Source organism: Microbacterium sp. CFBP9023 (assembly GCF_034045055.1).
GTDB lineage: Bacteria > Actinomycetota > Actinomycetes > Actinomycetales > Microbacteriaceae > Microbacterium.
The window spans coordinates 24,703-44,913 of record NZ_JAXCWI010000004.1 but is presented as its reverse complement, the minus strand read 5'-3'; the positions used below and the strand labels follow the sequence as shown (position 1 = coordinate 44,913).

The following is a 20,211-nucleotide window of genomic DNA, read 5'->3' as shown; positions in this document are numbered from 1 at the left end:
GCGCCTGCCTACAGCTCTCCGCCGGACACGGTCAGCGGCTGCTCACAGACGTCCAGACCGTTGGTGTATCCCTGGGCGAACCAGGCCTTGCGCTGCACACTCGTGCCGTGCGTGAAGCTCTCGGGATTGACGGTGCCGGACGACTGCTGCTGGATGTTGTCGTCGCCGACGGTGTTCGCGGCGTTAAGGGCGTCCTCGAGCTCCGCCTCGGTCGGCGGCAGGAGGTAGGGAACCCCGTCGGGGTCCTTCTCCTTCGTCATCTGCCCGATCCACGCACCCGCATAGCAGTCGGCCTGCAGCTCGACGCGCACGCCGTTGCTGTCCGGCCCCGTGCCGTTGTTCGGGTACCTGTCCATGACGCCGGTGATGTACTGGATGTGGTGTCCCCACTCGTGCCCGACGATGTACAGCTGGGCGAGGTTGCCGGCGGATGCTCCGAACTGCTGCTCCATCAGATCGAAGAACGTGGGGTCGATGTAGACCGTCTCATCCGGCGGGCAGTAGAAGGGACCGACCGCGTTCGACGCGGTGCCGCAGGCGGTCGAGGTCGCTCCATCGACCACGATCAGCTGCGGCGGCCGATACGGATCGATGTAGTCCTCCCAGTAGCCGTCGAGCGCGAGCTGGGATGCGGCGACACGGCAGTCGACGTTCTCGTTGGCATCCTCGCCGGTCTGGCAGTTCTCGATCACACTGCCACCCTGCGGCTCCGTCCCGCCACCCGTCGTGCCGCCGCCCAGGAGGCCGGTCAGATCGATGCCGAGCAGGGGTCCGGCGATCAGGGCGATGATGCCGAGCAGGCCGACGCCGCCCGCTCCGGCTACGACGGCACCACGGCCACGTCGGCGGGCCGTGTTGCCGGAGACGTCTGCGTCAGGGTTGAAGGTCATGCCACGAGGGTACTCTGCACCACGGGCTCGCACCGTCGTAGGCTCGAGGCATGACGACCACCATCACGCTCACGGGTGCGGGCGGACAGATCGGCTACGCACTGCTCTTCAGGATCGCCGCGGGAGACCTGCTGGGCCCCGACGAGAAGGTACGGCTGCGGCTGCTCGAGATCCCTCAGGGACTCGGCGCCGCCGAGGGTGCGGCCCTCGAACTGCAGGACGGCGCCTTCGGACTGCTCGAGCACGTCGAGGTCACGGACGACCCGGCCGTCGGCTTCGACGGGTGCGATCTCGCTCTGCTCGTCGGCGCGAGACCGCGCGGGCCGGGCATGGAGCGCGGAGACCTGCTCGCGGCCAACGCCGGCATCTTCGGCCCCCAGGGTGCCGCGATCGCCGCCCATGCCGCGGATGGCGTGCGGGTCACGGTGGTCGGCAACCCGGCGAACACGAACGCGCTGATCGCGTCGGCCTCCGCGGACGGCGTTCCGGCCGAGCGATTCGCGGCGCTCACCCGGCTCGACGAGAATCGCGCCAGAGCCCAGCTGGCACAGACGCTCGCCGTGCCGGTCGACACCGTGCGACGTGTGCCGATCTGGGGCAATCACTCCGCGACGCAGTTCCCCGACGTCTCGCACGCGACCGTCGGCGGCAGGCCCGTCGCGGATGCGCTCGAGGCCATCGTCGGCGATGTGCCCACGTGGCTCGAGCAGACCTTCATCCCCCGGGTCGCGAAGCGAGGTGCCGAGATCATCGAGGTGCGCGGCTCATCGTCCGTCGCCTCCGCCGCGAACGCCACGATCGAGCATGTGCGCGACTGGGTGCGCGGCACCGACGACTGGACCTCGGCCGGCGTGGTCTCGCATGGCGAGTACGGCGTGCCCGCCGGCCTGATCTCGTCGTTCCCCGTGCGGTCGGTCGACGGAGAATGGCAGATCGTCGAGGGGCTCGAGGTCAGCGAGTGGGCCCGCACGCGCATCGACGCCTCGGTGGCCGAGCTCGTCGAGGAACGGGACGCGGTCACAGCCCTCGGGATGCTCTGAAAGGTCACCGCTCCGGCTCCGCGCAGGGCAGAATGGATGCCGGAGGTGCGCGATGAGCGAGACGATCGATCCCATGAAGGCGACGGCATCCGTCGACGAGGCCCTGACGAGCCCGCTGCATCTGCCGCACGCGGCTGCGGAGTGCCCCAAGTGCTTCACCGAACTGCAGCAGAATCGCGACTTCTGGCTCGCACGCCCGGACGGTTCACGTCTGGTCGGGCTCGTGGTCTCCCGCGAGGGCATGCCCTCGGTGGTCGAGCAGCGCGACGATCTCACGCGTTTCGGGGTGCCGATCGAAGGATTCCGGCACCCCGCTCCCGACATCCTCGAGAGCTGGAGCGATCGGCTGTCGCGATTGATCAGCACACTGAAGCCCGGTGACGTCCTGGTCGTGGCGAACATCAACGCTCTCGGCCGCGACTCCGAAGAGGGCGCGCGTACCGCCAAGGAGCTGCGTCGCCACGGCATCATCGTCAAGGTGCTGAGTCACGACGCGCGTCATCTGGCCGACGCCACGCGCTGAGCTCGCGGGTTCACATGTCTCGCGCTCAGAAGTCTCCCGAGCGAAGTCGAGCGAGAGTTCCCGCTCCGATCTCGGCGCGGGCCTCGGGGCGTTTCCCGTAGAAGGAGACGAGTTCCGCGAGGATCACCGGATCACTCGCGAGATCGCGCGTCGCCCACGAGGATGGTCGCGTCGTCGTCGTCCGGACGACCACGCGATCGCCCTCCAATGATGCAGCCGAGATCTCATCCCAGGCCGCATTCACGCGGTTGCGTGGAATCCGCAGCTCGACCCCGTCACGACGCAGGGTGAGGCGATGGCCGTCGAGAGGACGGAACCACGAGCGCACGCCGACGGTGAGCAGGATCAGCCCGATCACCGGCACGCCCAGCAGAGTCAGTATCGTCATCCGTTCGGCAGGAACGGTGAAGATGCTCCACGCCCATCCGGCGAGGAGCAGCGCTCCGGCTGCGACGAACGCGCGCAGCGGCCAGACGACCTCCGCCGCACCGCCGAACACGACCGTCGATCCGTCGACCGCAACCCGTACGACCCTCACCCGTTCGATCCGGAGATGAGCGGTCAACAGCCACGCCGCGACGCCGACCGCCAGCACGACCCCCGATCCGAGGACCTTCATGGCCGGGGCGGGGTCAGCCAGCAGTGTGACCGCATAGAAGACGACTGCTGCCGTGAGCACGACGCCGAGCACCACCAGCCCCGTCGTCGACCCCTTCTGGCCCTGCCATCCGGCATGGCCGGGAACCCAGACGGTCTCCGCGGTCTTCTCCTGCCCCATCACCCGAACAGACCCTTCCACGCCTTCCCGACGCCGTCACCGACGTCGCCGACGAAATCGGTGGTGTTCTCCCACGCGTCCTCGGCGAAGTCCGTGGTCGCGTCCCATGCGTTCTCCATCCCTGCATCGATGGACTCCCGCACGTCCTGCGGCACCCAGCTCTCGTACGCCCAGACAGCGCCGGCGCCCACTGCCACCGCAGCCCCGCCGACGACGACCGCAGTGCCCCAGACCGGCAGGGTGATCACGCCCGCCGCGGCGAGAGCCGCAACGCCGGCGGTGGCAGCGATGCCGCCGACGACACCGCCGCCGATCTCCACAGCAGTGGAGGAGGGGTCGTCACCTGTGGACATGTCGGAACCCAGGTTCCAGATGTCGATGCCCCAGCCCACGACCGGCAGCGCCTTGCCCGCTCGGGAGAGTCGCCGAGCGAGGTCTTCCGCCTCGTCCGCCGCCCAGCGCATTCCGCCGGGGTTGGCCGCCTCCGCAGCCGCCTTCACAGCCGGGTTCCCGGACCGCAGCTCGCGCACGAAGTCGGAGGCCCCGAGGCGGAGATCCTCCGCATGGGAGACAAGGTCGGTCGCCGTCGTCTTCCACGCGAGCGCCTGCCCTTCGAGGTAGATCTTCGGAGCCTCACCGCCCGCCTCGTGGAGCCCGGCGAGGATCTTCTGTGCGGTGGACTGCGTCGGGAGCCCATCGAGGAAGCCGTCGAGATTCTCGCTGATCCAGACTTCGAGCTCGCCCCACCACGAACCGACGTCCTCGGCGATCTTGTTGTACAGGTCGATGCGGTCGAGGTGCTGCTGCCACTCATCCCAGTACGGATCGTCGCGCGTCGCAGGACACACGGGAATCAGGGAGACCGGCCGCCCGATCACCATTCCGTTCACGGGGAGCCCCTCGCCGCGGGCCTTCTCCCGATGCGCGGCGAAGTCCTCCTTCATCCGCTCCAACTGGCCGGCGTACGAGCGCAGCTTCTCCGCCGCGTCGCGCGCCAACCCTGCGATCTCGTCCGCCGCGTCCGTGGTTCGCGACAGGATGGTGACGTAGTCGTCAGCCGATTCGCCGTACCAGTGCGATCGCACGCCCGTCGGGATGAAGCTCGTCGTGCGGGACGACCCGTCGGCCGCGTCTTTCAGACCGGGATCGAGCCACTCCGCAGCCGCCCGCACCTGGGCGGCGTCACCATGGGTGGTCGTGTCGATCGTCATCAGAGGTCCTCGACGATCGTCGCGACCGGGGTGAGCTGATCGATCACGTCCTGCTCGTTCGTCGCGGAATCCTGTGCGATGGCACGGACGATCTCTCCGAGCGTGCCGTTGATCCGGTACAGCGCGTCGACGCCGTCACCGACCCGCATCATGATCGCCGCCACCGCATCGGAAGCGAGGCCACCGTCGACGGCGGTCGGAATGGCGGCGAGCTTGCCTTCGATCGCCTCCACGGCCTCCTCATGCATGCTCGCGTGGACGGCCATGACCTCCGGGTCCATCGCGATGCGAGTCATGCGATCGCCCCGTCCCGTCGATACGACGCGGGCACATCGAGATCGAAGATCACGACGTCGTACGGCTGCGCGCGCTTGATCTCCGCGAGGTCCTCAGTGCGCACCAGGATCCACGGCTGCCGTTCGCCCGCAAGCGTCAGCAGCCGGTCGAGCGCCGTGTATGCAAGGAGAGCGAGCCGCCCGTCCTTCAACTCCCTGATCTCGACGAGCTGCGCCTCCGGAGTCGACGTCACGCTCAACGGCAGATACAGCACGGGCGGCACCATCGGCTGAGACGGCGTTAGGGGTTCGAAGGTCATGACGGCCTCTCTCTCGGTCCTACTGGTAGCTCGGCGGCACCCACAGCAGCTGGGCGGCGACCAGCCCGCGGTCTCGGCTGACGATCTGGGCACGCCCCGGAATGGCCGGGATCGCCTTGACCTTGCCGATCAGCTGACCCTCCTCGGGGTTTCCCGAGAGCAGGATGCCGGTGGCACCCAGGTCGGTCATCCGCTGGATGATCGGATCGTAGGCCGCGCGGCTGGCTCCGCCGGTGCGACGCGTGAGGATCACGTGGAGCCCGAGGTCGGCGGCCTGCGCGAGCAGAGGTGCGAGCACAGCGACCGGATTGCCCTGCGACGTCGCCACGAGGTCGTAGTCGTCGATCAGCACGAAACCTTCGGCGCCCTTCCACCACGACCGGGAGCGCAGCTGGTCGGGCGTGACATCGGCGCCGGGGATGCGGCTCTGGAAGAACTGCGCGAGCTCGCTCATCCCGCCCTCGGTCATCTCGTGCGACGTGAGGTAGGCGCCGAGATACTCCTGCGGTATCTCGCCCAGCAGCGCTCGGCGATAGTCGACGACGAAGATCTTCGCCTCCGTCGGGCCGTAGAGACGCGTGATCTCATGCACGACACCACGGAGCATCGACGACTTGCCCGAGTCGGCGTCGCCGTAGAGGTAGAGCAGAGGCTCTTCGAGCGGATCGATCGAGAACGGGGCGAGGTTGGCCTCGTCGATTCCCAGCAGGATCTCGCGGGGTTCCGAGCCGTCGGTCGAAGCGGCGGCGGCGACCGCTCGCAGATCGGCGTGGCTGATGCGCGACGGCAGCAGACGAAGCTTCGGACCCGCGGGGCCGTGCCACGCTGATGCCACCCGGGTGACCAGGTCATCGATGCCGTCGGCCAGCGAGGAGGCGTCATCGACACCGTCGATGCGCGGCAGTGCGGTCAGCATCTGCAGGCCGTTCTCGTTGAGTCCGCGGCCCGGGATCGACGTGACGTTCTCGGCGGCCTTGCGGTTGACCTCGGAGTCGGTCGGATCGCCGAGGCGCAGCTCGATGCGGGTGCCGATGAGGTCCTTGATGTTGGCTCGGACCTCCATCCAGCGCGACGCCGTGATGACGATGTGCACACCGTAGGTGAGACCGCGCGCGGCGATCGCCTGGATCTGCGGTTCGAGCATCTCGAACTCGGCACGCAGGGTTCCCCAGCCGTCGACCAGGAGGAAGATGTCGCCGTAGCCGTCGTCGGCGAGGCCCTGGGCGCGGCGCTGGCGATAGGTGTCGATCGAGTCGATGCCGTTCTGACGGAAGTACACCTCGCGGGCGTTGAGCAGGCCCGTGACCTCGGCCACCGTGCGACGCACGATGTCGGGTTCCGAACGCGTGGCCACCCCGCTGATGTGCGTGAACCGCTGCAGGCCGGTGAAGCTGCCGCCGCCGAAGTCGATGACGAAGAACTGCACCTCCTGCGGAGTGTGCGTGAGCGCCAGCGCGACCAACGTGGTGCGGGCGAGGGTGCTCTTGCCGCTGAGCGGAGCGCCCACGATCGCCATGTGACCGGCCGCCCCTCCGAGCGAGATCGCGAGGTTCTCGCGTCGCTGTTCGAGCGGCACGTCGACGATTCCCAGCGGCACGGTGAGTGCGCCGGCGCCCCGCCAGCGCGGGGAGATGAGACCGAGGGCGGGGTCTTCGACGAGGTCGCCGAAAAGCTGGTCGAGCGTCGCGGGCGTCTCGAGCGGCGGGAGCCACACCTGATGGGCGGCCGGTCCTCGGCCACTCATCGTCTCGACGGCGATCTCGAACGTGTTGCGCTTCTCTTCGGGCTCGGCGTCGACGACGACCTCAGGCTCGTCGACGGGCGTCTCGGCCCGCCACACGGGTGCTGCGGTGAAGAGCTCGACCGCTGTCGACCCGGTGCTCTGCGCAGAGCCCGATGTCGCGCGGCGCCGACGGCGGGGCGGGGGCCCGGACACATAGGCTGCGCGGAACTGCGTCATCGTCTCGGTGTCGGACTTCAGGATTCCGGCACCGGGCTGAGTGGGCAGGTGGTACGCGTCAGGAACTCCGAGCACGGTGCGCGACTCGGCGGCTGAGAACGTGCGGAGGCCGATCCGGTACGACAGGTGCGTGTCGAGACCGCGCAGCTTGCCCTCCTCCAGGCGCTGCGAGGAGAGCAGCAGGTGCACCTGGAGCGAACGTCCGAGGCGACCGATGTTGACGAACGTGTCGACGAACTCCGGCTTCGCCGACAGCAGCTCCGAGAACTCGTCGGCGACGATGAGCAGAGCGGGAAGCGGAGCGAGGTCCGTGCGTCCGCCACGGCGGGCCTTCTCGTAGTCTGCGACGTTGGCGAAGGGCCCCGTCGCCCGCAGCAGCTCCTGACGGCGGACCATCTCGCCTTGCAGCGCATCCTGCATACGGTCGACGAGCGAGATCTCCTCGCCGAGGTTCGTGATGATCGCCGAGACGTGGGGCATGTCCGCCATACCGGCGAAGGTGGCACCACCCTTGAAGTCGACCAGCACGAAGTTGAGCTGCTCGGGAGAATGCGTCATCGCCAGCGCGAGCACGAGCGTGCGGAGGACCTCGGACTTGCCCGAACCCGTCGCACCGATGATGAGGCCGTGCGGGCCCATGCCCTGCTGGGCCGATTCCTTGATGTCGAGGATCAGAGGGCTGCCGTCTTCGGTCTGCCCGATGGGCACCCGGAGACGGTCGCGCTCGAGACGCGGGGCCCACGCGGCATCGAGATCGAGATCGCGGACGTCGGGAAGGCCGAGCAGCTCGACGAGCTCCGCCTGATCCGTCGCGCTCTTCTTCTTCGCGATGGTCGTGCCACCCGCGTAGAGGGCGATGAGTCGACGCGCTGTCGCCTCGGCCTCGACGATGCTGATCGAGTCGGCTTCGAACGGACGCGCGGGAACCTGCAGGCTGACCAGCTCGGCTCGGCGACCCTTGTCCCCCGGCTCGAACGCGATGCGCAGGGCGTTCGGATCGTCGAGATCGCCCCACCGCGAGGGGAGGTCGATCACGGTCACACCCTGCACGCCGTCGCCGCTGACGAGCGCGTCGTTGAAGGAGGTGCTGACCCCATCGGTCAGGATGACGATGTGCGGCACCTTGGCACCGGATCCGTCGCGCGCGAAACGCGACCGCTCCCTGACCTCGGCCGGAAGCATCTCCTCGAGCTCCGACAGCTGAGAGCCGATCATGCGCGCAGCGCCGAGTCCGTCCCTGACCGTGCGCGAGTGCGTGTGCGGCATCCACTTCGCCCACTCCCACTGCGGGAGCACCGCCGCGTCCGCCGCGATGACGACCTGCACCGTGTCGGGGTCGTGCATCGTCGCGAGGTGCAGCAGGATGGCGCGCGCGAGGCCGCGGGACTCGGTCTCGTCTCCCGTGATCTCGACACGGGCGTAGTCGCGCAGCGTGATGCCGAGCGAGAGGTTCTTCTGGATCTCGTGCGTCAGCATGAAGCGGTGCGCGGCAGAGGCGGCGACCGGGTCGAGCTGGGCGAGCGGCGGCAGCTCCGGCGCCTCAAGCGAGATGCACAGCGGCTGGTCGCTCGTGCCGACACGCACCGTGAGGAAGTCGGGGTCGTTCATCCCGCGTTCCCACACCCTGGTGCGCTCTTCGGCGATGTACGGCAGCGCCGACGGTGCGGGGAGGTGCCAGTTCGCGGCACGGCGCTGCTGGCGAGCCGCGACCCGCACGGTCTGACGCAGCTCGGTCAGGTAGGCGAGATACTCACGGCGCGAGCCGAGCGTCGCGGCCTGCCGCTGGGATCGCTGACGCCATCCGTTCACCGCCACGAAGCCGAGCGACGACAGCAGGAACATCCCGCCGGTGAGCAGTCCGGTCACCGACTGGTTCGACATCGTGACCATGACGATCGCGCCCACGCTGCCCAGCATCGGCAGGAGGGATCCGAGGATTCCCATACCGCCGTCATTGGGCTGCAGCTCGGGCGGCGCCTGGACGGGGAGCTTTCCGGAGGGGACTCGGGGCGGCGCGAGACGGGGTCCTGTCATGCTCTCTCTCCGGCGCTGCTGTCGGTGGCCAGCAGGAGGCTGATGGTGAAGCTGCGATTGCCGATGCGCACCCGGTCGGCGTCGTCGAGCAGAACGCGCTCGCCGGCGACGAGCTCGGTCGTCTGCCCGTCGTCGGATCGGATGTCGGACCCGTTGGTGGAGCCGAAATCGGTCACCCAGGTTCTGCCGCGCGAGTGCTCGAGCCGGAGGTGCGTCTTCGACACCGAGGAGTCGGGGTCGGTCACGGTCACCAGCCGATCGTCGTGCACACTCGCCACCGGCGCGCGACCGATGTTCGCCGCCAGAGGGAGCCCCAGCTGCACGCGCTGGCCGGTGTCGAAGATCAGGAGCAGCGCCCCGGACTCGGATGCCGGAGTCGGAGCATCGGAATGCTGCGCAGCCGCCGGGGCGACCGTGAAGAGCGGCTTGTCGTCACCCTGGGCCGCGGGGGCGGGCTTCTCGGTGCGGTGCGAGGCCGCGCGGGCGTCGGTGGGCTCGGAGTCCTCGTCGACGACGGACGGATGGGCACCGAGAGGCACGACCTGCGGAGGAGCGAGCGGAGTGGCGACCTCGGCGACCGTCGCCTCCTGCGGCGCATCGGCGGGCGCCCGAGGCGGGACGGCGACGACGACCGTGCCGGCCACGCGATCGGCCCACGATTGACGACGTCCGCCACGGTCCCATGCGCTCGAGGCGACGACGACCCAGCTGCCGACCGCGACGAGGAAGCCGGCGCCGGTGATGATCCCCCGCACGAACTGGCGCCCCACGCCGGGCGAGTACGGCCGGTCGCCGCGAGACGCGCGCAGACGCAGCACGGCGTTGCCCAGGGTGAGTCCTGTGCGCGCTTCGAGCACGCACAGGAAGATCGCGAGCTCGGCGACCGTGAGGCCGGCCAGCAGCATGCTGCGAGTGGTGATGAGGACGATGGACGCGGCGAGGATGACGGCGGCGCTGTCGAGCGTGAAGGCGGCGATCCGCGCCCCGGTCCCCGCGGGCGAGCCGACGAAAGCCGGACCGAGCCCGTCTTCGGGTCGTCTCGTCCTGGCGCGTGTCGAGACGATCGGAGTGGGGCTGGGAGGCGCGGATGCGGACCGGAGGGGCGCGCCGTCGACACCGGGTGCCGCGGCGATCAGTGCCGGTGGCAGCGCCGGGACCTCCCCGAGCTGGCCGGGTCCGGGCTGGACGGGTGGGATCGCTCCACCGCCCGGCCAGGACTGTGGTTCACCGTTCCCGCTCATCCGGCCATCATTCCACGAACGAGGGACAGCACATTCGCGTAGAGCAGCGCCGCGGGAAGGGCGAGGGCGACGGCGAGCCATTCGAAGGCGTCACCGAAGCGCGACCAGATGAGTGAGCTCGCGCCGCGGGAGACGGGGATGATCACGGCGACCGCCGCGAGGCCCACCGCGAACAGCACGGCGGCGCCGAGCACCTGGAAGCCGGAGCCCAGCGCTGCGGCCGCCTGCAGCCCGGCGACCACGGACACCACCGCCGCCGCCGCACGCGGGAGCCAGCGGAGGATGCGCGACGTCGTGTGCCGAGGGGTGAGGAGGAGTGCGAGCGCGACGCAGACGAGGAGTGCGATGCCACCCGAGATCACGAAGGGGTCGTCCGGCCACGGGCGCAGGAAGGCGAGAGGAGCCATGAGCGCGGCGACGACGCTGAGCACCGCTGTTCCGGCGATGAGCCGGGCCGAGGAGTCATCGACGACGGCGATGATGCGCTCGGGCCGCAGCAGCCCGACCGACTCCGGGATCGCCCCTCGGACCGTCCACCGGCTGGTCATGAAGTGCTTGTAGTCGATGAAGTACCCCTCCGGGAGGTTCACCAGGCTGCTGGGCAGTGCGCGCAGCCCGAGCGGCACGAGTCCGAGAGAGATGGCTGCGGCCTCGGCGGGGCCCCATCGCAGCAGCAGCGAGAGCCCCCAGACCGCCGCGAGACCCACGAGGAGCACGGTCGCCGTTCCGGCGGCCGCGCGCATCGGACGGGCTCGCGCAGAGACGGCGATGACCGAAGTGGTGATGCCCGCGGCGAGGAACCCGGATGCGGCAGAGAGGTGCGCACTCGCGTCGAGCTGAGCCGGGATCAGGAGCGCTCCGGCCGAGAACGACAGGAGGACAGGCGCGAGGACGCCGAGGATGCCGCGCACCCCCGCTGCGGAGTCCCGGCGCGACCATGCGACGGCACCGCTCACGGCGCCGACCACGAGGAGGAGACCGATCAGGAGCCTGAGCAGCGGATCTCCGGCCCCCTGGGCGAAGACCGCGACGAGCAGCAGTCCGCTGACGCCGAGCATCCACCATCGGGCGCCGTGGTCCGCGCGCGAAGGCCGCTCCGGCGCGCCCGTGGCTCGCGCCTGCGGCGCGAGTGCCGTGCGGTCGATCAGCGCGTAGAGGCCTCCGTCGATGAGGTCCTCGCATTCGGTGTCGCCGGGGATCTCGAATCCGCCGGGACCGATCGTCGCGAAGCGATCGGCCGTCGACAGTCCGCTGAGGACGAGCGCGTCATCGAGGGTCTCGTCGAAGGGAAGCGAGAGGTCGAAACGACGGTCCTCGCTCTGAAGAACGATCCGACGCCGTTCTACCGTTTCGACTGACATACCTGAACCCTATCGACCGTGTGCGGCTGCTCACTCCGCGGCGTGACCGACCACCGACCATGCACGCGTGCGGGGCGTGGACGGCATCCGCCGTCCACGCCCGCCGCGGTGATCCTGATCAGTCCGCGTGCTCGTCGCGGGAGCCCGCCTGGGCGCCCTTGGCACGCGGACCGCGCTCCTCGTCGTCTTCGAGCTTGGGAGCGATCGGACCACCGAGACCGGAGCGCTTGGCCTTCTCCTCCTCGTCGGCGCCTCCCGCGCCGCCCATCATTCCCATACCCGGACGCATGCCGGAGCCTGCTGCGCCGGACGAGCCCGCCGCACCGCCTGCTCCGCCGACACCGCCAACACCGCCAGCGCCACCGACGCCGCCAGCGCCACCGACACCTGAGCCGAATCCACCCGCGCCGCGCGCACCCACTCCGCCGACGGCGGACTTGCCCAGCAGGCCGCCACTGCCTCTCTGGCCGGCGCCGGACGAGCCTCCGAGTGCGGATCCGCCGAGGGTGCCCATGCTGCCGATACCGGCGATCTTGGATCCCGCAGCGATGGCCGCGGCTCCCGCGCCGCCGCCCACGATGCCGCCGATGCCGCTGCCCCCACCGATGACTCCGCCGGGGAGCGTCGAACCGGGGTGCAACGGATACCCGCCTCCGGTTCCTGAACCGCCGCCACCGGTGCCTCCCGGCAGCACGCCGCCGCCGGGGAAGTCGACCGTCGGGTCATCGCCGCCGGTATCACCGGGGCCTCCCGGTCCGTCGGGGTCGTACTCCCAGTCTCCGGGACCATCGGGAATCGTCGGATAGGTGGGGTCAGGCAGGTACTCGGGGACGGTCGGGTCCGTCGGCGTCGGCGGGACATACTCGCCGACCCCGCCTCCACCGCCACCGGTCTGGTATCCACCGCCACCGGGCGTGTACCCGGACGGGCCGCCGCCGATCCCCGGGGATCCGATCCTCGGGGCGTCGATCTGCGTGCCCGGGATCGGCTCGTCAGAACCGGACGGGGCCTTCGACGACCGGTAGTCGACCTCGTTCATCGCGCGGGCCGCCTGAGCCAGCTTGTTCGTCGGCTCCGTCAGCGACGCCTCGACCTTCTGAACGACCTCGCGCGCGGCATCCTCCCGCTGGTTGCCGAGGAAGTCGCCGATGGCGTCCAGAGCCTTGTCCGCCGCGAGCGGACCGAGGACCGGGTGCACCACCAAGGACGCGCCCTTGGCAGCGTTCGCCCAGAAGGGGTCGATCGATGCCGACGGGAGTTCGGCGGCCGCGATCTCGCGTCGAGCCGAGTTGCCTTCGACGACCGCGGAGTCCACGGCCTCGACGAGTCTGAGAATGGCCGATACCTTCGACCGGATCTCGTCGATGTCAGCGGTCGCCCCCTTGGCGGACTCGCCCTCCCAGAACTCGGAGAGGCGCACGGCCGAGAGCGCTCGCTCCAGTGAGGTGAACGCATTCGTCACGGCGGAGAGCCGCGGGATGATCGAGTCGTCGAGCTGCCGGATGCGGTTCAGTTCCGCCTCGTACCCGCCCGGGCCCATCTGCTTACCGGCCATGGTTTCCCCCTTGTTCGGTGGTGTCTCGTCGTGAGGAGCGTGTCAGTACGATCGCGAGGATGATCCCGCCGATCACCAGCAGCAGGAGGACGATCCCTCCGCCGATGAGCCAGGGCGTGATCGGCGATGCCTGCTGATCGGGTTGCTCGGCGACCGGCGCGTCTGTCGGGACGGGTGTCTGCGCGCCGCCTCCGAGCGCCGCCTTCGCCTCGTTCACGTCGCCGAGAGACGGCTGCGCGTACGTGTCCTCGGTGTCGAAGAGCGGGTTCACGTCAGGATATTTCGACGGGTCGACCGCGAGCATCCCCGTGAGGGAGGCCGCTCCATACCCGGTGCTGTCGTTCCACTCCGGCTCGTGCTCGCCCTTGGTTCCCGTGTTGTGGATCAGGCTCTGGATCAGCTGCCCTGCTGTCGCATCCGGGTACTTCTGCTTGACCATCGCGAGGAAGCCCGCGACGATCGGCGTCGAGAACGACGTTCCCGACCCGATCTGCTGGGCGTCCCAGGAATCCGGGGTCCCCTGCAGGAGGAGCCCGACCCCGGGTGCGGCGACGACGACGTCCTCCGCCAGGTTCGGCTTGCCGTTCGTTCCGGTCTGGATCTTGCCGTCCTCACCGAAGGCCTGCACCGCGACGACTCCGTTGAGCCCCGCGGGCCACAGGCTGATCCCGTCCTCGTTCGACATGCCGGCGACGACGACCGCGTCGGAGGCATAGGCGTCGGCGAGACCCTGCCGCATGTTGATGCTGCTTCCGGAGGAGATCGAGATGATGTCGGCGCCATCTGCCGCGGCGTCCGAGATCGCGCGGTCGAGAGCGAAACGACCGTCGTCGCCCAGCTCCTCGCCGTTCTCCTGGAGGCACTCCGCATCGCCGCCGTCTTCGCCGATGACGCCGTCGAGGACGCCGGTGCTGTAGAAGACCACCTCTGCCCCCGGCGCCACACCCTTGACCGGGGCACCCCCGGCCGGAGCCTCGCCGGTTCCGGCGATCATCGAGACCACCTGGGTGCCGTGAGAGGACTTGCCGTACTCGGCAGAGACCGCCGGATACGGCTGGCCGGTCGCGTCGAAGCAGTACGAGGAGTCATCGACGGTGACGTTCGCCCCGCGGAGCCCGACCACGTCGGGGTTGATCTGACTGTCGATCACGGCGATCTTGATTCCCGCCCCGTCGAAGCCCGCATCGTGCGCCTCTTGGACCTTGCCGCGATCGAACCACCACAGACCCGATGCGGCGGCCGCTGTCGCGCTCGAGGGCACCGCGATCGCGGCGGCCAGCGCCATAGCGCCGACCGCCGCGATCACTCCGCGGCGAGTGCGTCTCATCAGTAGTCGGCCTCTTCGGGCTCATCGGCACCCGTAGACGTCGGTGCAGATGCCTGGACTCCGGCTGAGCCCCCACCCGTCGCGCCGGTCCCAGCGCCTGTCGATGTCGCGGTGTCGCCGTCGCCCTGGGCAACGGCCGAGTCCAGCAGCGATACGATCAGCTTCGTCTCGTCGGCGAGCGACGCGTCCTGCTCGGCGATCTGCATCACGGCGGCGCGAATCACGTCGTGAGTGTCCTGGATCTTGGCGATGGTCCGCGCCGTGGCGTCTCCCATCGACTGCGCGGCATCGGCCACGGCCCGCCGGAAGTCGACGGTGGCCTTCGACGACCCTCCCTCGGAGACCGCCACCTCAGACGGGCTGGGGAACTCCTGCAGCTCACGCAGGATCCGCTTCAGCTCAGCGAACACTCCATCGAAGTCGATTGCGATGCTCATCGACGACCCTCCCCTTCACAACGGCAGATGATTCCGAAACATCTGCTGCGCCCTCCGACTCGATCGCCGAACAGCACAGCAGACGGCGCGGGCCCGGCGCATCGCTGCGTCGGGCCCGCGCCACGGATCAGGCCCCGAAACGCCCAGCGGCCGACTTGTCGGTCTGGACGTACTGGCCCGAGATCTCCTCGGTCTTGCCCGCGATCTGCGTGAGAAGCTGCTGCATCTCGCTCAGCGAACGGTTCCACTTGGCCTGAGCCTGGTCATACGCCTGCTGCGCGGAACCATCCCACGCCGCACGGAGCTTGCTGACCTCGGACTCGAGACGGTCCAGCTCGGAACGAATACCCTGCGACCCGCTGCGGATCTGCGCTGCCAGAGCGTTGACCTGCTCCGGGCGAACTGACATCGACTGCATCATGTTCTCCTTGAAATCTCTGTGGTCTACGCTCAGGCGCCCATCATCGAGCCGAGGCCCGAGATGGTCTGCTGGTGAGCTTCTTCGGTCGCAGCCTGGTCACGCTCGGTGCCCGCAAGAGCATCCTCGAGCGTCACGAGGACCTCGTTCAGCTGACGCGCCTGCTCGTCCCAGCGCGACATCAGCGTCGTGAACGACACAGCAGCCGCACCGGTCCAGAAACCACGCAGCTGCTCGATCTCACCGCGGACCTTCTTGGTCTGCTGGTCGATCCCGGACTTGGTCTCCCGCACCGCCTGGGCTCCGCGACGCAGAGCCCCTTCTTCTGCGGAGATGACATCAGCCATAACTCACTCCCTCCGGTCCACATGGGACACACGTGCGGGGGAGCGCATCCCAGTCTTGGGACGACAACGAAACAACCCCCCACGAATCTGTTTCACGACACAGGCTAGAACACATCGGAACGAATCGCCAGATTTCATGATGCATCCGAGCGGAGATCCTGCAGTCGATGGAGAAAATCGAAGATGCTCAGTTCCGCGCCCTGTCACGGGCACACGATCAGCGCACTGGTTCCCCCGCGCTTCGAGTATCGCGTAGAGGCTCGAGAGGTCCTGCCTCCGATCACCAGAACGCACAGCGCATCCTCCGGGAGATCGTGCAGTCGATGGAGAAACGTCGCATCCTGCGACTGTGCGTTGTCGCACGCCTCAACTAGGGTGAAAGGCGGAATGCGCAGCCACGGGTCTCCTCCCGCCCGGCTGCACACCATGGAGGGGGCATCGTTCCATGACTCAGAGCAGCGCAACGGCAGGCACCGTGCTGCGGCTTTCCGTCGTCAGCGACGACCGTCGGCTCGACGTCGGCGTGCCGTCGCAGGTCCCGCTGGTCGAGATCATCCCCGGGTTCGCCCGTAGTCTCGGCGTGCTCGACCCGACTCTCACCCACGGCGGCTACTCGTTGCAGCGAGCCGATGGCACGCCCCTGGACCCGGCACGCGGCGCGGCGGCGCAGGGTGTGCACGACGGAGAGCTGCTCACTCTCGTCCGCGGCGGCCTCATGCAGGAGCCGCGCGTCTACGACGACGTCGTCGAAGCGGTGATCGACGCGACGGCAGAGCAGCACGGCTCCTGGACGCCCGCGGACAGCTCGCGCACGGCGCTCTTCGTCAGCCTCACCTTCCTCGCCCTCTGCGCGCTGCTGCTCGTCGCCACACCGCCGACGTCCCTCCTGCCCGCGATCATCGCGGGCTCGGGAGCCATCGTCCTCAGCGTCGCGGCCGCCGTGCTCATGCGCCTCCGTCAGCCGGAAGCCGGACACGCCCTGGGACTCACCGCCGCGGCATACGGAGGGCTCGCGGGTTTCCTCGCCGTTCCCGTGCAGAGCATCTGGGGCTGGCCGCTCGCGGCCATGGGACTGGGTCTCGTCATCGTCGGCGGCCTCGGCCTCGCCGTCACCCAGGAGAAGCCCGAGATCCATCTCGTGCCGATCGCGCTCGGCGCCTCGATCGGCATCACCGCGACGACCGCCGCGATCTTCGGCGATGCGCTCGCTCCCTACGCGATCATGCTCGCCACGACCGCACTGCTCGCGAACGGCATCCCGTGGCTCGCTCTCAGCTCGACGCGTATCAGAGTCATCTCCCCTCAGAGCGACGCCGACATGTTCGCCGCACCCGAGCCCATCGATGCCGACGAGGTCAAGCGCCGCGCCGCCGCGGGGACGCGCACTCTCATCGCACTGCGCGCTGCGCTGGGCCTCGCGGCGCTGATCGCGACCCCTCTGGTCGCCGGGAGCGGCGTCTTCGGCGCTCTGCTCTGCGTGCTCGCGTTCGTGGGCATGATGTTCCAGTCGCGTCAGATCCACGCGCGCCTCGGCGTGCTCGTCCTCATGGCCATCGGCGCGATCGGGCTCGCCGTCACCGGTGTGACGGTGGCACTCGCTCTGCCCGACGTCCGCACCTGGATGCTTCTCATCCTCGTCGTGGCCACCGTGATCCTGGTCGGTCTCACGCTGCTCACGCCGAAAGCGCGTCTGCGGCTCACGAGGCTGGGCGACACGGTCGAGGTCATCGCACTCGCTCTGCTGCTGCCGCTCGGCGTCACGACGGCCGGACTCATCTGACCCATGGCGACCAAGAAGGATCTGATCGAGGCCCAGGGCTTCAGCAGGCGCCGCCTCCTCTCGGCGTTCACCGGCGGAGCCCCCGGGGGCAAAGAGCTCGATCCCGCCAAGCCCCTGCGCGCGGTCGTCGCCGGAGTCGCACTCACGGTCGGCGTGATCCTCGTCGGGGTGTTCTGGGGAATCATGCAGCCCGGGCTCCCCGGCGACTGGCAGAACAACCGCCTGATCGTCGCGACCGACACCGGTGCCCGCTACGTCTCCGTCGAGGGCACGCTGTACCCGGTGATCAACACGGCCAGCGCGCGGCTTCTGATCCCCGCCGGAGAGTTCAAGGTGGTGCGCACGGATCAGGCGGCGCTCGACGGGATCCCGGTCGGCCCCTCGATCGGCATCCTCGGTGCGCCCGATGATCTGCCCGCGCCCGCGGCACTGATCAACTCCTCCTGGACAGCGTGCATCGACGACACGGCCGGCGCCGCCGTGTCACTGTCGAGCGCGCCGATCGCCGAGGTGTCGACGGGAACCGGTGCCGTCGTCCAGCGCGGCGACGAGCTGTTCGTGATCGCAGACGGCAAACGCCACGCAGTGCCCGCCGACGATGCCAACGCCGTGCTCCGCGCCGTCGGACTCGGCACCAGCGACGTCCTCGAGGTCGACGGACGATGGCTCAACCTCTTCGAGTCCGGTGACGAGCTCGAGCCGATCCGCATCAACGGCGTCGGCGCATCGGTGCCCGGAACGGATCTGAGAGCCGGCACGATCGTGCACACCCAGGGCAGCCCTGCCGACGAGCGCTACGTGGCGCTCGGCACCGGCGAGCTCGCCAGGCTCAGTCCCCTCGCATATCAGCTCTACCTCCTCGGCAGCGGCCAGGAGGTCGGTGCTCAGCAGGAGGTCTCCCCCGCCGAGGTCGCCGACGTGGAGACCCGCCCGTACATCGGGGGCGAGGACTGGCCGACGCTGCCGTTGACCACGCTCGCCGCCGGCGAGACGCCCTGCGCGATGCTCACCGATGACGCGCATACGGTGCTCGCGGCGACGACCACCGAGTTGCCCGACCAGCGCTCCGGCGTCGATGTGAAGGTCGGTGGCGGCGCCCTCGTCGAGGTCACGGGTTGGTCCGAGGACGCGGCGGGTCTGGCCGTGCTCATCGACGAATCCGGCACCGCGTTCGCGATCCCCGGTGCTGCAGCAGCGCAGAGCGCCGAGGAGTCTGCAAGCGGCCCCATCGCTCAGCTCGGGTACTCCCCCGATGACGTCGGACAGGTGTCGGACGCGTGGATCGAGTTCTTCGCCGCCGGCCCCGCGCTGACCTCCGATGCTGCGAGAGAGTCGCCCGGCTCGGGGACCGACTGATGCGCGGCCGCACAGCCGCTCTCACGGCGGTCATCCTCGGCGCCACGCTGCTGGGCGCACCGGCATCCGCTCTGGCATCGCCTGCCGTCCCGACGTCGATCGCATCGATGGCGACGTCCGGCGATGCCTGCACACCCGGCAACGTGGTGTTCACGCCCGAGGTCCCACCCGCCCTCGCACTGCTCGGTGCTGACGAGGCCCACCGCGTCGCCACGGGCCGAGGGGTCGTCGTCGCCGTCGTCGACTCGGGCATCGATGCGGGCAATCCGCATCTCGCCGGAGCCGTGATCGGCGGTGTCGATCTCGTCGGAGACGGCGAGCGGGCTGACGGTCTGACCGACACGACCGGGCATGGCACGGCGATCGCCGGGCAGATCGCCGCACAGCCGGTCGCGGACTCCGGCGTCGTCGGACTCGCGCCCGACGCCCGGCTGCTCTCCGTGCGAGTGTTCCGCAGCGAGCAGCAGCAGGACAAGGACAAGGGGTACGGGCCCACCTCGCAGCGCATCGCGGACGGCATCCACTGGGCGGCCGACAACGGCGCGGACATCATCAACGTCTCGATCTCGCAGACAGCCGACTCCCCCGATCTCCGGGCGGCGGTCGAACACGCGTCCGCCGTCGGCGCCCTGGTCGTGGCGAGCGCCGGGAACAGGGCGTCAGATCCGGACGCGGAAGACGGCGCTCGCTACCCCGCGGCCTATGAGCAGGTTCTCGGGGTCAGCGCGGCCGACGCCACCGGACGCGCGACCGATGACTCGATCCACGGACCCCAGGTCGGTGTGACAGCCCCCGGAAGCACGGTGCTGAGCGCAGCGGTGGGCGGGGGCGACTGCGTCTTCGCCGCCGATGCCCCTGCCTCGAGCTTCGCGACCGGATACGCGAGCGCGGCTGCCGCACTGGTGGCGCAAGCGCACCCCGAGGATCCGCCCGCCGGCTGGGCGTATCGGCTCACCGCCACCGCGCTGCGAACCGACGCCGACAATCGGGACGACATCGACGGCTGGGGCTTCATCCAGCCGCTCGCCGCCATCGAGCTGCTCCCGGATGAGACGACGCGCGGGCCCGTGAGCCCATACTTCGACACCTCGGAGAGCGCCGTGCGACCGCCCGCAGCCACCGCCGACCCCGACCATGGAGCGTCGCCGTTCCTGCTCACACGGGAGGCCGCGCTGTTCACCGCGATCGGCGGAGCGACTCTGCTCGGTGTGCTCGGCATCCTCATCGTGCTGCGTCGCCGCAGAGAGCAGCCGGTCGTGGATCCGGTCGAGGTCGAACGCGAAGGCGGACTGCTCAACATCCCTGGTCCGGCATCGGGTGACCCGAGCACGTTTCACTGAGACGCGCGGCGCGATGGT

18 protein-coding genes are annotated in these 20,211 nt (G+C 69.4%); 5 read left to right on the top strand and 13 right to left on the bottom strand.

The annotated features are described in order from the left end of the window. Positions 1-8: 8 nt before the first annotated feature. Positions 9-890 carry a KPN_02809 family neutral zinc metallopeptidase gene (ypfJ, locus tag SOM10_RS17730; RefSeq protein ID WP_056276671.1) on the bottom strand — a complete coding sequence of 294 codons (882 nt, stop codon included), beginning with the start codon at positions 888-890 and terminating at the stop codon, positions 9-11. 50 nt (positions 891-940) lie between these two features. Between ypfJ and SOM10_RS17725 the strand changes: the two genes are divergently transcribed. Both SOM10_RS17725 and SOM10_RS17720 read left to right on the top strand, forming a co-directional pair. Beyond that, entirely contained in the window at positions 941-1,930 is a 990-nt protein-coding gene (locus SOM10_RS17725; protein ID WP_072590671.1) for a malate dehydrogenase, read from the top strand. Positions 1,931-1,982: 52 nt separating this feature from the next. After that, a complete protein-coding gene (locus tag SOM10_RS17720) occupies positions 1,983-2,453 on the top strand; it encodes a recombinase family protein (protein ID WP_056276664.1) in 471 nt (156 codons plus the stop codon). Between the two features lie 25 nt (positions 2,454-2,478). Here SOM10_RS17720 and SOM10_RS17715 read toward each other — a convergent pair whose 3' ends face one another. The 12 genes from SOM10_RS17715 to SOM10_RS17660 form a co-directional block, all read right to left on the bottom strand. Beyond that, positions 2,479-3,231, bottom strand: a complete 753-nt coding sequence (locus tag SOM10_RS17715; protein ID WP_320491404.1) for a hypothetical protein — start codon at positions 3,229-3,231, stop codon at positions 2,479-2,481. Next, the gene (locus tag SOM10_RS17710) at positions 3,231-4,442 is read right to left on the bottom strand and encodes a hypothetical protein (RefSeq protein ID WP_285363885.1); all 1,212 of its coding nucleotides are present in this window, start codon (positions 4,440-4,442) and stop codon (positions 3,231-3,233) included. The genes SOM10_RS17715 and SOM10_RS17710 overlap by 1 nt, the downstream gene beginning before the upstream one ends. Beyond that, a complete protein-coding gene (locus SOM10_RS17705) occupies positions 4,442-4,738 on the bottom strand; it encodes a hypothetical protein (RefSeq protein ID WP_053098679.1) in 297 nt (98 codons plus the stop codon). Before SOM10_RS17705 ends, SOM10_RS17710 begins: the two co-directional genes overlap by 1 nt. Then, a complete protein-coding gene (locus SOM10_RS17700; RefSeq protein ID WP_053098678.1) occupies positions 4,735-5,037 on the bottom strand; it encodes an SAV_915 family protein in 303 nt (100 codons plus the stop codon). Before SOM10_RS17700 ends, SOM10_RS17705 begins: the two co-directional genes overlap by 4 nt. Positions 5,038-5,056: 19 nt before the next feature. Beyond that, positions 5,057-9,031 (bottom strand): type VII secretion protein EccCa, encoded by a 3,975-nt coding sequence (gene eccCa, locus SOM10_RS17695; RefSeq protein WP_230100959.1) that lies wholly within the window; start codon positions 9,029-9,031, stop codon positions 5,057-5,059. Then, positions 9,028-10,272: an FHA domain-containing protein gene (locus SOM10_RS17690; RefSeq protein ID WP_053098676.1), complete on the bottom strand. Its 1,245-nt coding sequence runs from the start codon at positions 10,270-10,272 to the stop codon at positions 9,028-9,030. Before SOM10_RS17690 ends, eccCa begins: the two co-directional genes overlap by 4 nt. Then, entirely contained in the window at positions 10,269-11,633 is a 1,365-nt protein-coding gene (locus tag SOM10_RS17685) for a hypothetical protein (RefSeq protein ID WP_053098675.1), read from the bottom strand. Before SOM10_RS17685 ends, SOM10_RS17690 begins: the two co-directional genes overlap by 4 nt. A 118-nt stretch (positions 11,634-11,751) precedes the next feature. Next, positions 11,752-13,188, bottom strand: a complete 1,437-nt coding sequence (locus tag SOM10_RS17680) for a hypothetical protein (RefSeq protein WP_053098674.1) — start codon at positions 13,186-13,188, stop codon at positions 11,752-11,754. Beyond that, entirely contained in the window at positions 13,178-14,515 is a 1,338-nt protein-coding gene (locus tag SOM10_RS17675) for a S8 family peptidase (protein ID WP_082586491.1), read from the bottom strand. The genes SOM10_RS17680 and SOM10_RS17675 overlap by 11 nt, the downstream gene beginning before the upstream one ends. Continuing rightward, on the bottom strand, positions 14,515-14,952 hold the full coding sequence (locus tag SOM10_RS17670) for a hypothetical protein (RefSeq protein ID WP_053098672.1): 438 nt from the start codon (positions 14,950-14,952) through the stop codon (positions 14,515-14,517). The genes SOM10_RS17675 and SOM10_RS17670 overlap by 1 nt, the downstream gene beginning before the upstream one ends. A 127-nt stretch (positions 14,953-15,079) precedes the next feature. Next, entirely contained in the window at positions 15,080-15,361 is a 282-nt protein-coding gene (locus SOM10_RS17665; RefSeq protein ID WP_082298072.1) for a WXG100 family type VII secretion target, read from the bottom strand. Positions 15,362-15,402: 41 nt separating this feature from the next. Then, complete coding sequence (locus SOM10_RS17660) at positions 15,403-15,717, bottom strand: WXG100 family type VII secretion target (RefSeq protein WP_053098670.1); 315 nt, start codon at positions 15,715-15,717, stop codon at positions 15,403-15,405. A gap of 445 nt (positions 15,718-16,162) precedes the next feature. Here SOM10_RS17660 and eccD point away from each other — a divergent pair, with 445 nt between their 5' ends. The 3 genes from eccD to SOM10_RS17645 are packed head-to-tail and all read left to right on the top strand — an operon-like array spanning position 16,163 to position 20,193. Beyond that, on the top strand, positions 16,163-17,497 hold the full coding sequence (gene eccD / locus SOM10_RS17655) for a type VII secretion integral membrane protein EccD (RefSeq protein ID WP_056276643.1): 1,335 nt from the start codon (positions 16,163-16,165) through the stop codon (positions 17,495-17,497). A 3-nt stretch (positions 17,498-17,500) separates the two neighbouring features. Further along, on the top strand, positions 17,501-18,853 hold the full coding sequence (gene eccB, locus SOM10_RS17650; protein ID WP_320491397.1) for a type VII secretion protein EccB: 1,353 nt from the start codon (positions 17,501-17,503) through the stop codon (positions 18,851-18,853). Continuing rightward, complete coding sequence (locus SOM10_RS17645; protein ID WP_053098667.1) at positions 18,853-20,193, top strand: S8 family serine peptidase; 1,341 nt, start codon at positions 18,853-18,855, stop codon at positions 20,191-20,193. The genes eccB and SOM10_RS17645 overlap by 1 nt, the downstream gene beginning before the upstream one ends. Positions 20,194-20,211: the final 18 nt, after the last annotated feature.

Coding starts and splice junctions, on each gene's coding strand:
- SOM10_RS17675 (WP_082586491.1), bottom strand. CDS start 14,515: ATGAGACGCACTCGCCGCGGAGTGATCGCGGCGGTCGGCGCTATGGCG.
- SOM10_RS17645 (WP_053098667.1), top strand. CDS start 18,853: ATGCGCGGCCGCACAGCCGCTCTCACGGCGGTCATCCTCGGCGCCACG.
- SOM10_RS17680 (WP_053098674.1), bottom strand. CDS start 13,188: ATGGCCGGTAAGCAGATGGGCCCGGGCGGGTACGAGGCGGAACTGAAC.
- SOM10_RS17710 (WP_285363885.1), bottom strand. CDS start 4,442: ATGACGATCGACACGACCACCCATGGTGACGCCGCCCAGGTGCGGGCG.
- SOM10_RS17660 (WP_053098670.1), bottom strand. CDS start 15,717: ATGGCTGATGTCATCTCCGCAGAAGAAGGGGCTCTGCGTCGCGGAGCC.
- SOM10_RS17685 (WP_053098675.1), bottom strand. CDS start 11,633: ATGTCAGTCGAAACGGTAGAACGGCGTCGGATCGTTCTTCAGAGCGAG.
- SOM10_RS17690 (WP_053098676.1), bottom strand. CDS start 10,272: ATGAGCGGGAACGGTGAACCACAGTCCTGGCCGGGCGGTGGAGCGATC.
- eccD (WP_056276643.1), top strand. CDS start 16,163: ATGACTCAGAGCAGCGCAACGGCAGGCACCGTGCTGCGGCTTTCCGTC.
- SOM10_RS17670 (WP_053098672.1), bottom strand. CDS start 14,952: ATGAGCATCGCAATCGACTTCGATGGAGTGTTCGCTGAGCTGAAGCGG.
- ypfJ (WP_056276671.1), bottom strand. CDS start 890: ATGACCTTCAACCCTGACGCAGACGTCTCCGGCAACACGGCCCGCCGA.
- SOM10_RS17705 (WP_053098679.1), bottom strand. CDS start 4,738: ATGACTCGCATCGCGATGGACCCGGAGGTCATGGCCGTCCACGCGAGC.
- SOM10_RS17725 (WP_072590671.1), top strand. CDS start 941: ATGACGACCACCATCACGCTCACGGGTGCGGGCGGACAGATCGGCTAC.
- eccB (WP_320491397.1), top strand. CDS start 17,501: ATGGCGACCAAGAAGGATCTGATCGAGGCCCAGGGCTTCAGCAGGCGC.
- SOM10_RS17700 (WP_053098678.1), bottom strand. CDS start 5,037: ATGACCTTCGAACCCCTAACGCCGTCTCAGCCGATGGTGCCGCCCGTG.
- SOM10_RS17720 (WP_056276664.1), top strand. CDS start 1,983: ATGAGCGAGACGATCGATCCCATGAAGGCGACGGCATCCGTCGACGAG.
- SOM10_RS17665 (WP_082298072.1), bottom strand. CDS start 15,361: ATGTCAGTTCGCCCGGAGCAGGTCAACGCTCTGGCAGCGCAGATCCGC.
- eccCa (WP_230100959.1), bottom strand. CDS start 9,031: ATGACAGGACCCCGTCTCGCGCCGCCCCGAGTCCCCTCCGGAAAGCTC.
- SOM10_RS17715 (WP_320491404.1), bottom strand. CDS start 3,231: ATGGGGCAGGAGAAGACCGCGGAGACCGTCTGGGTTCCCGGCCATGCC.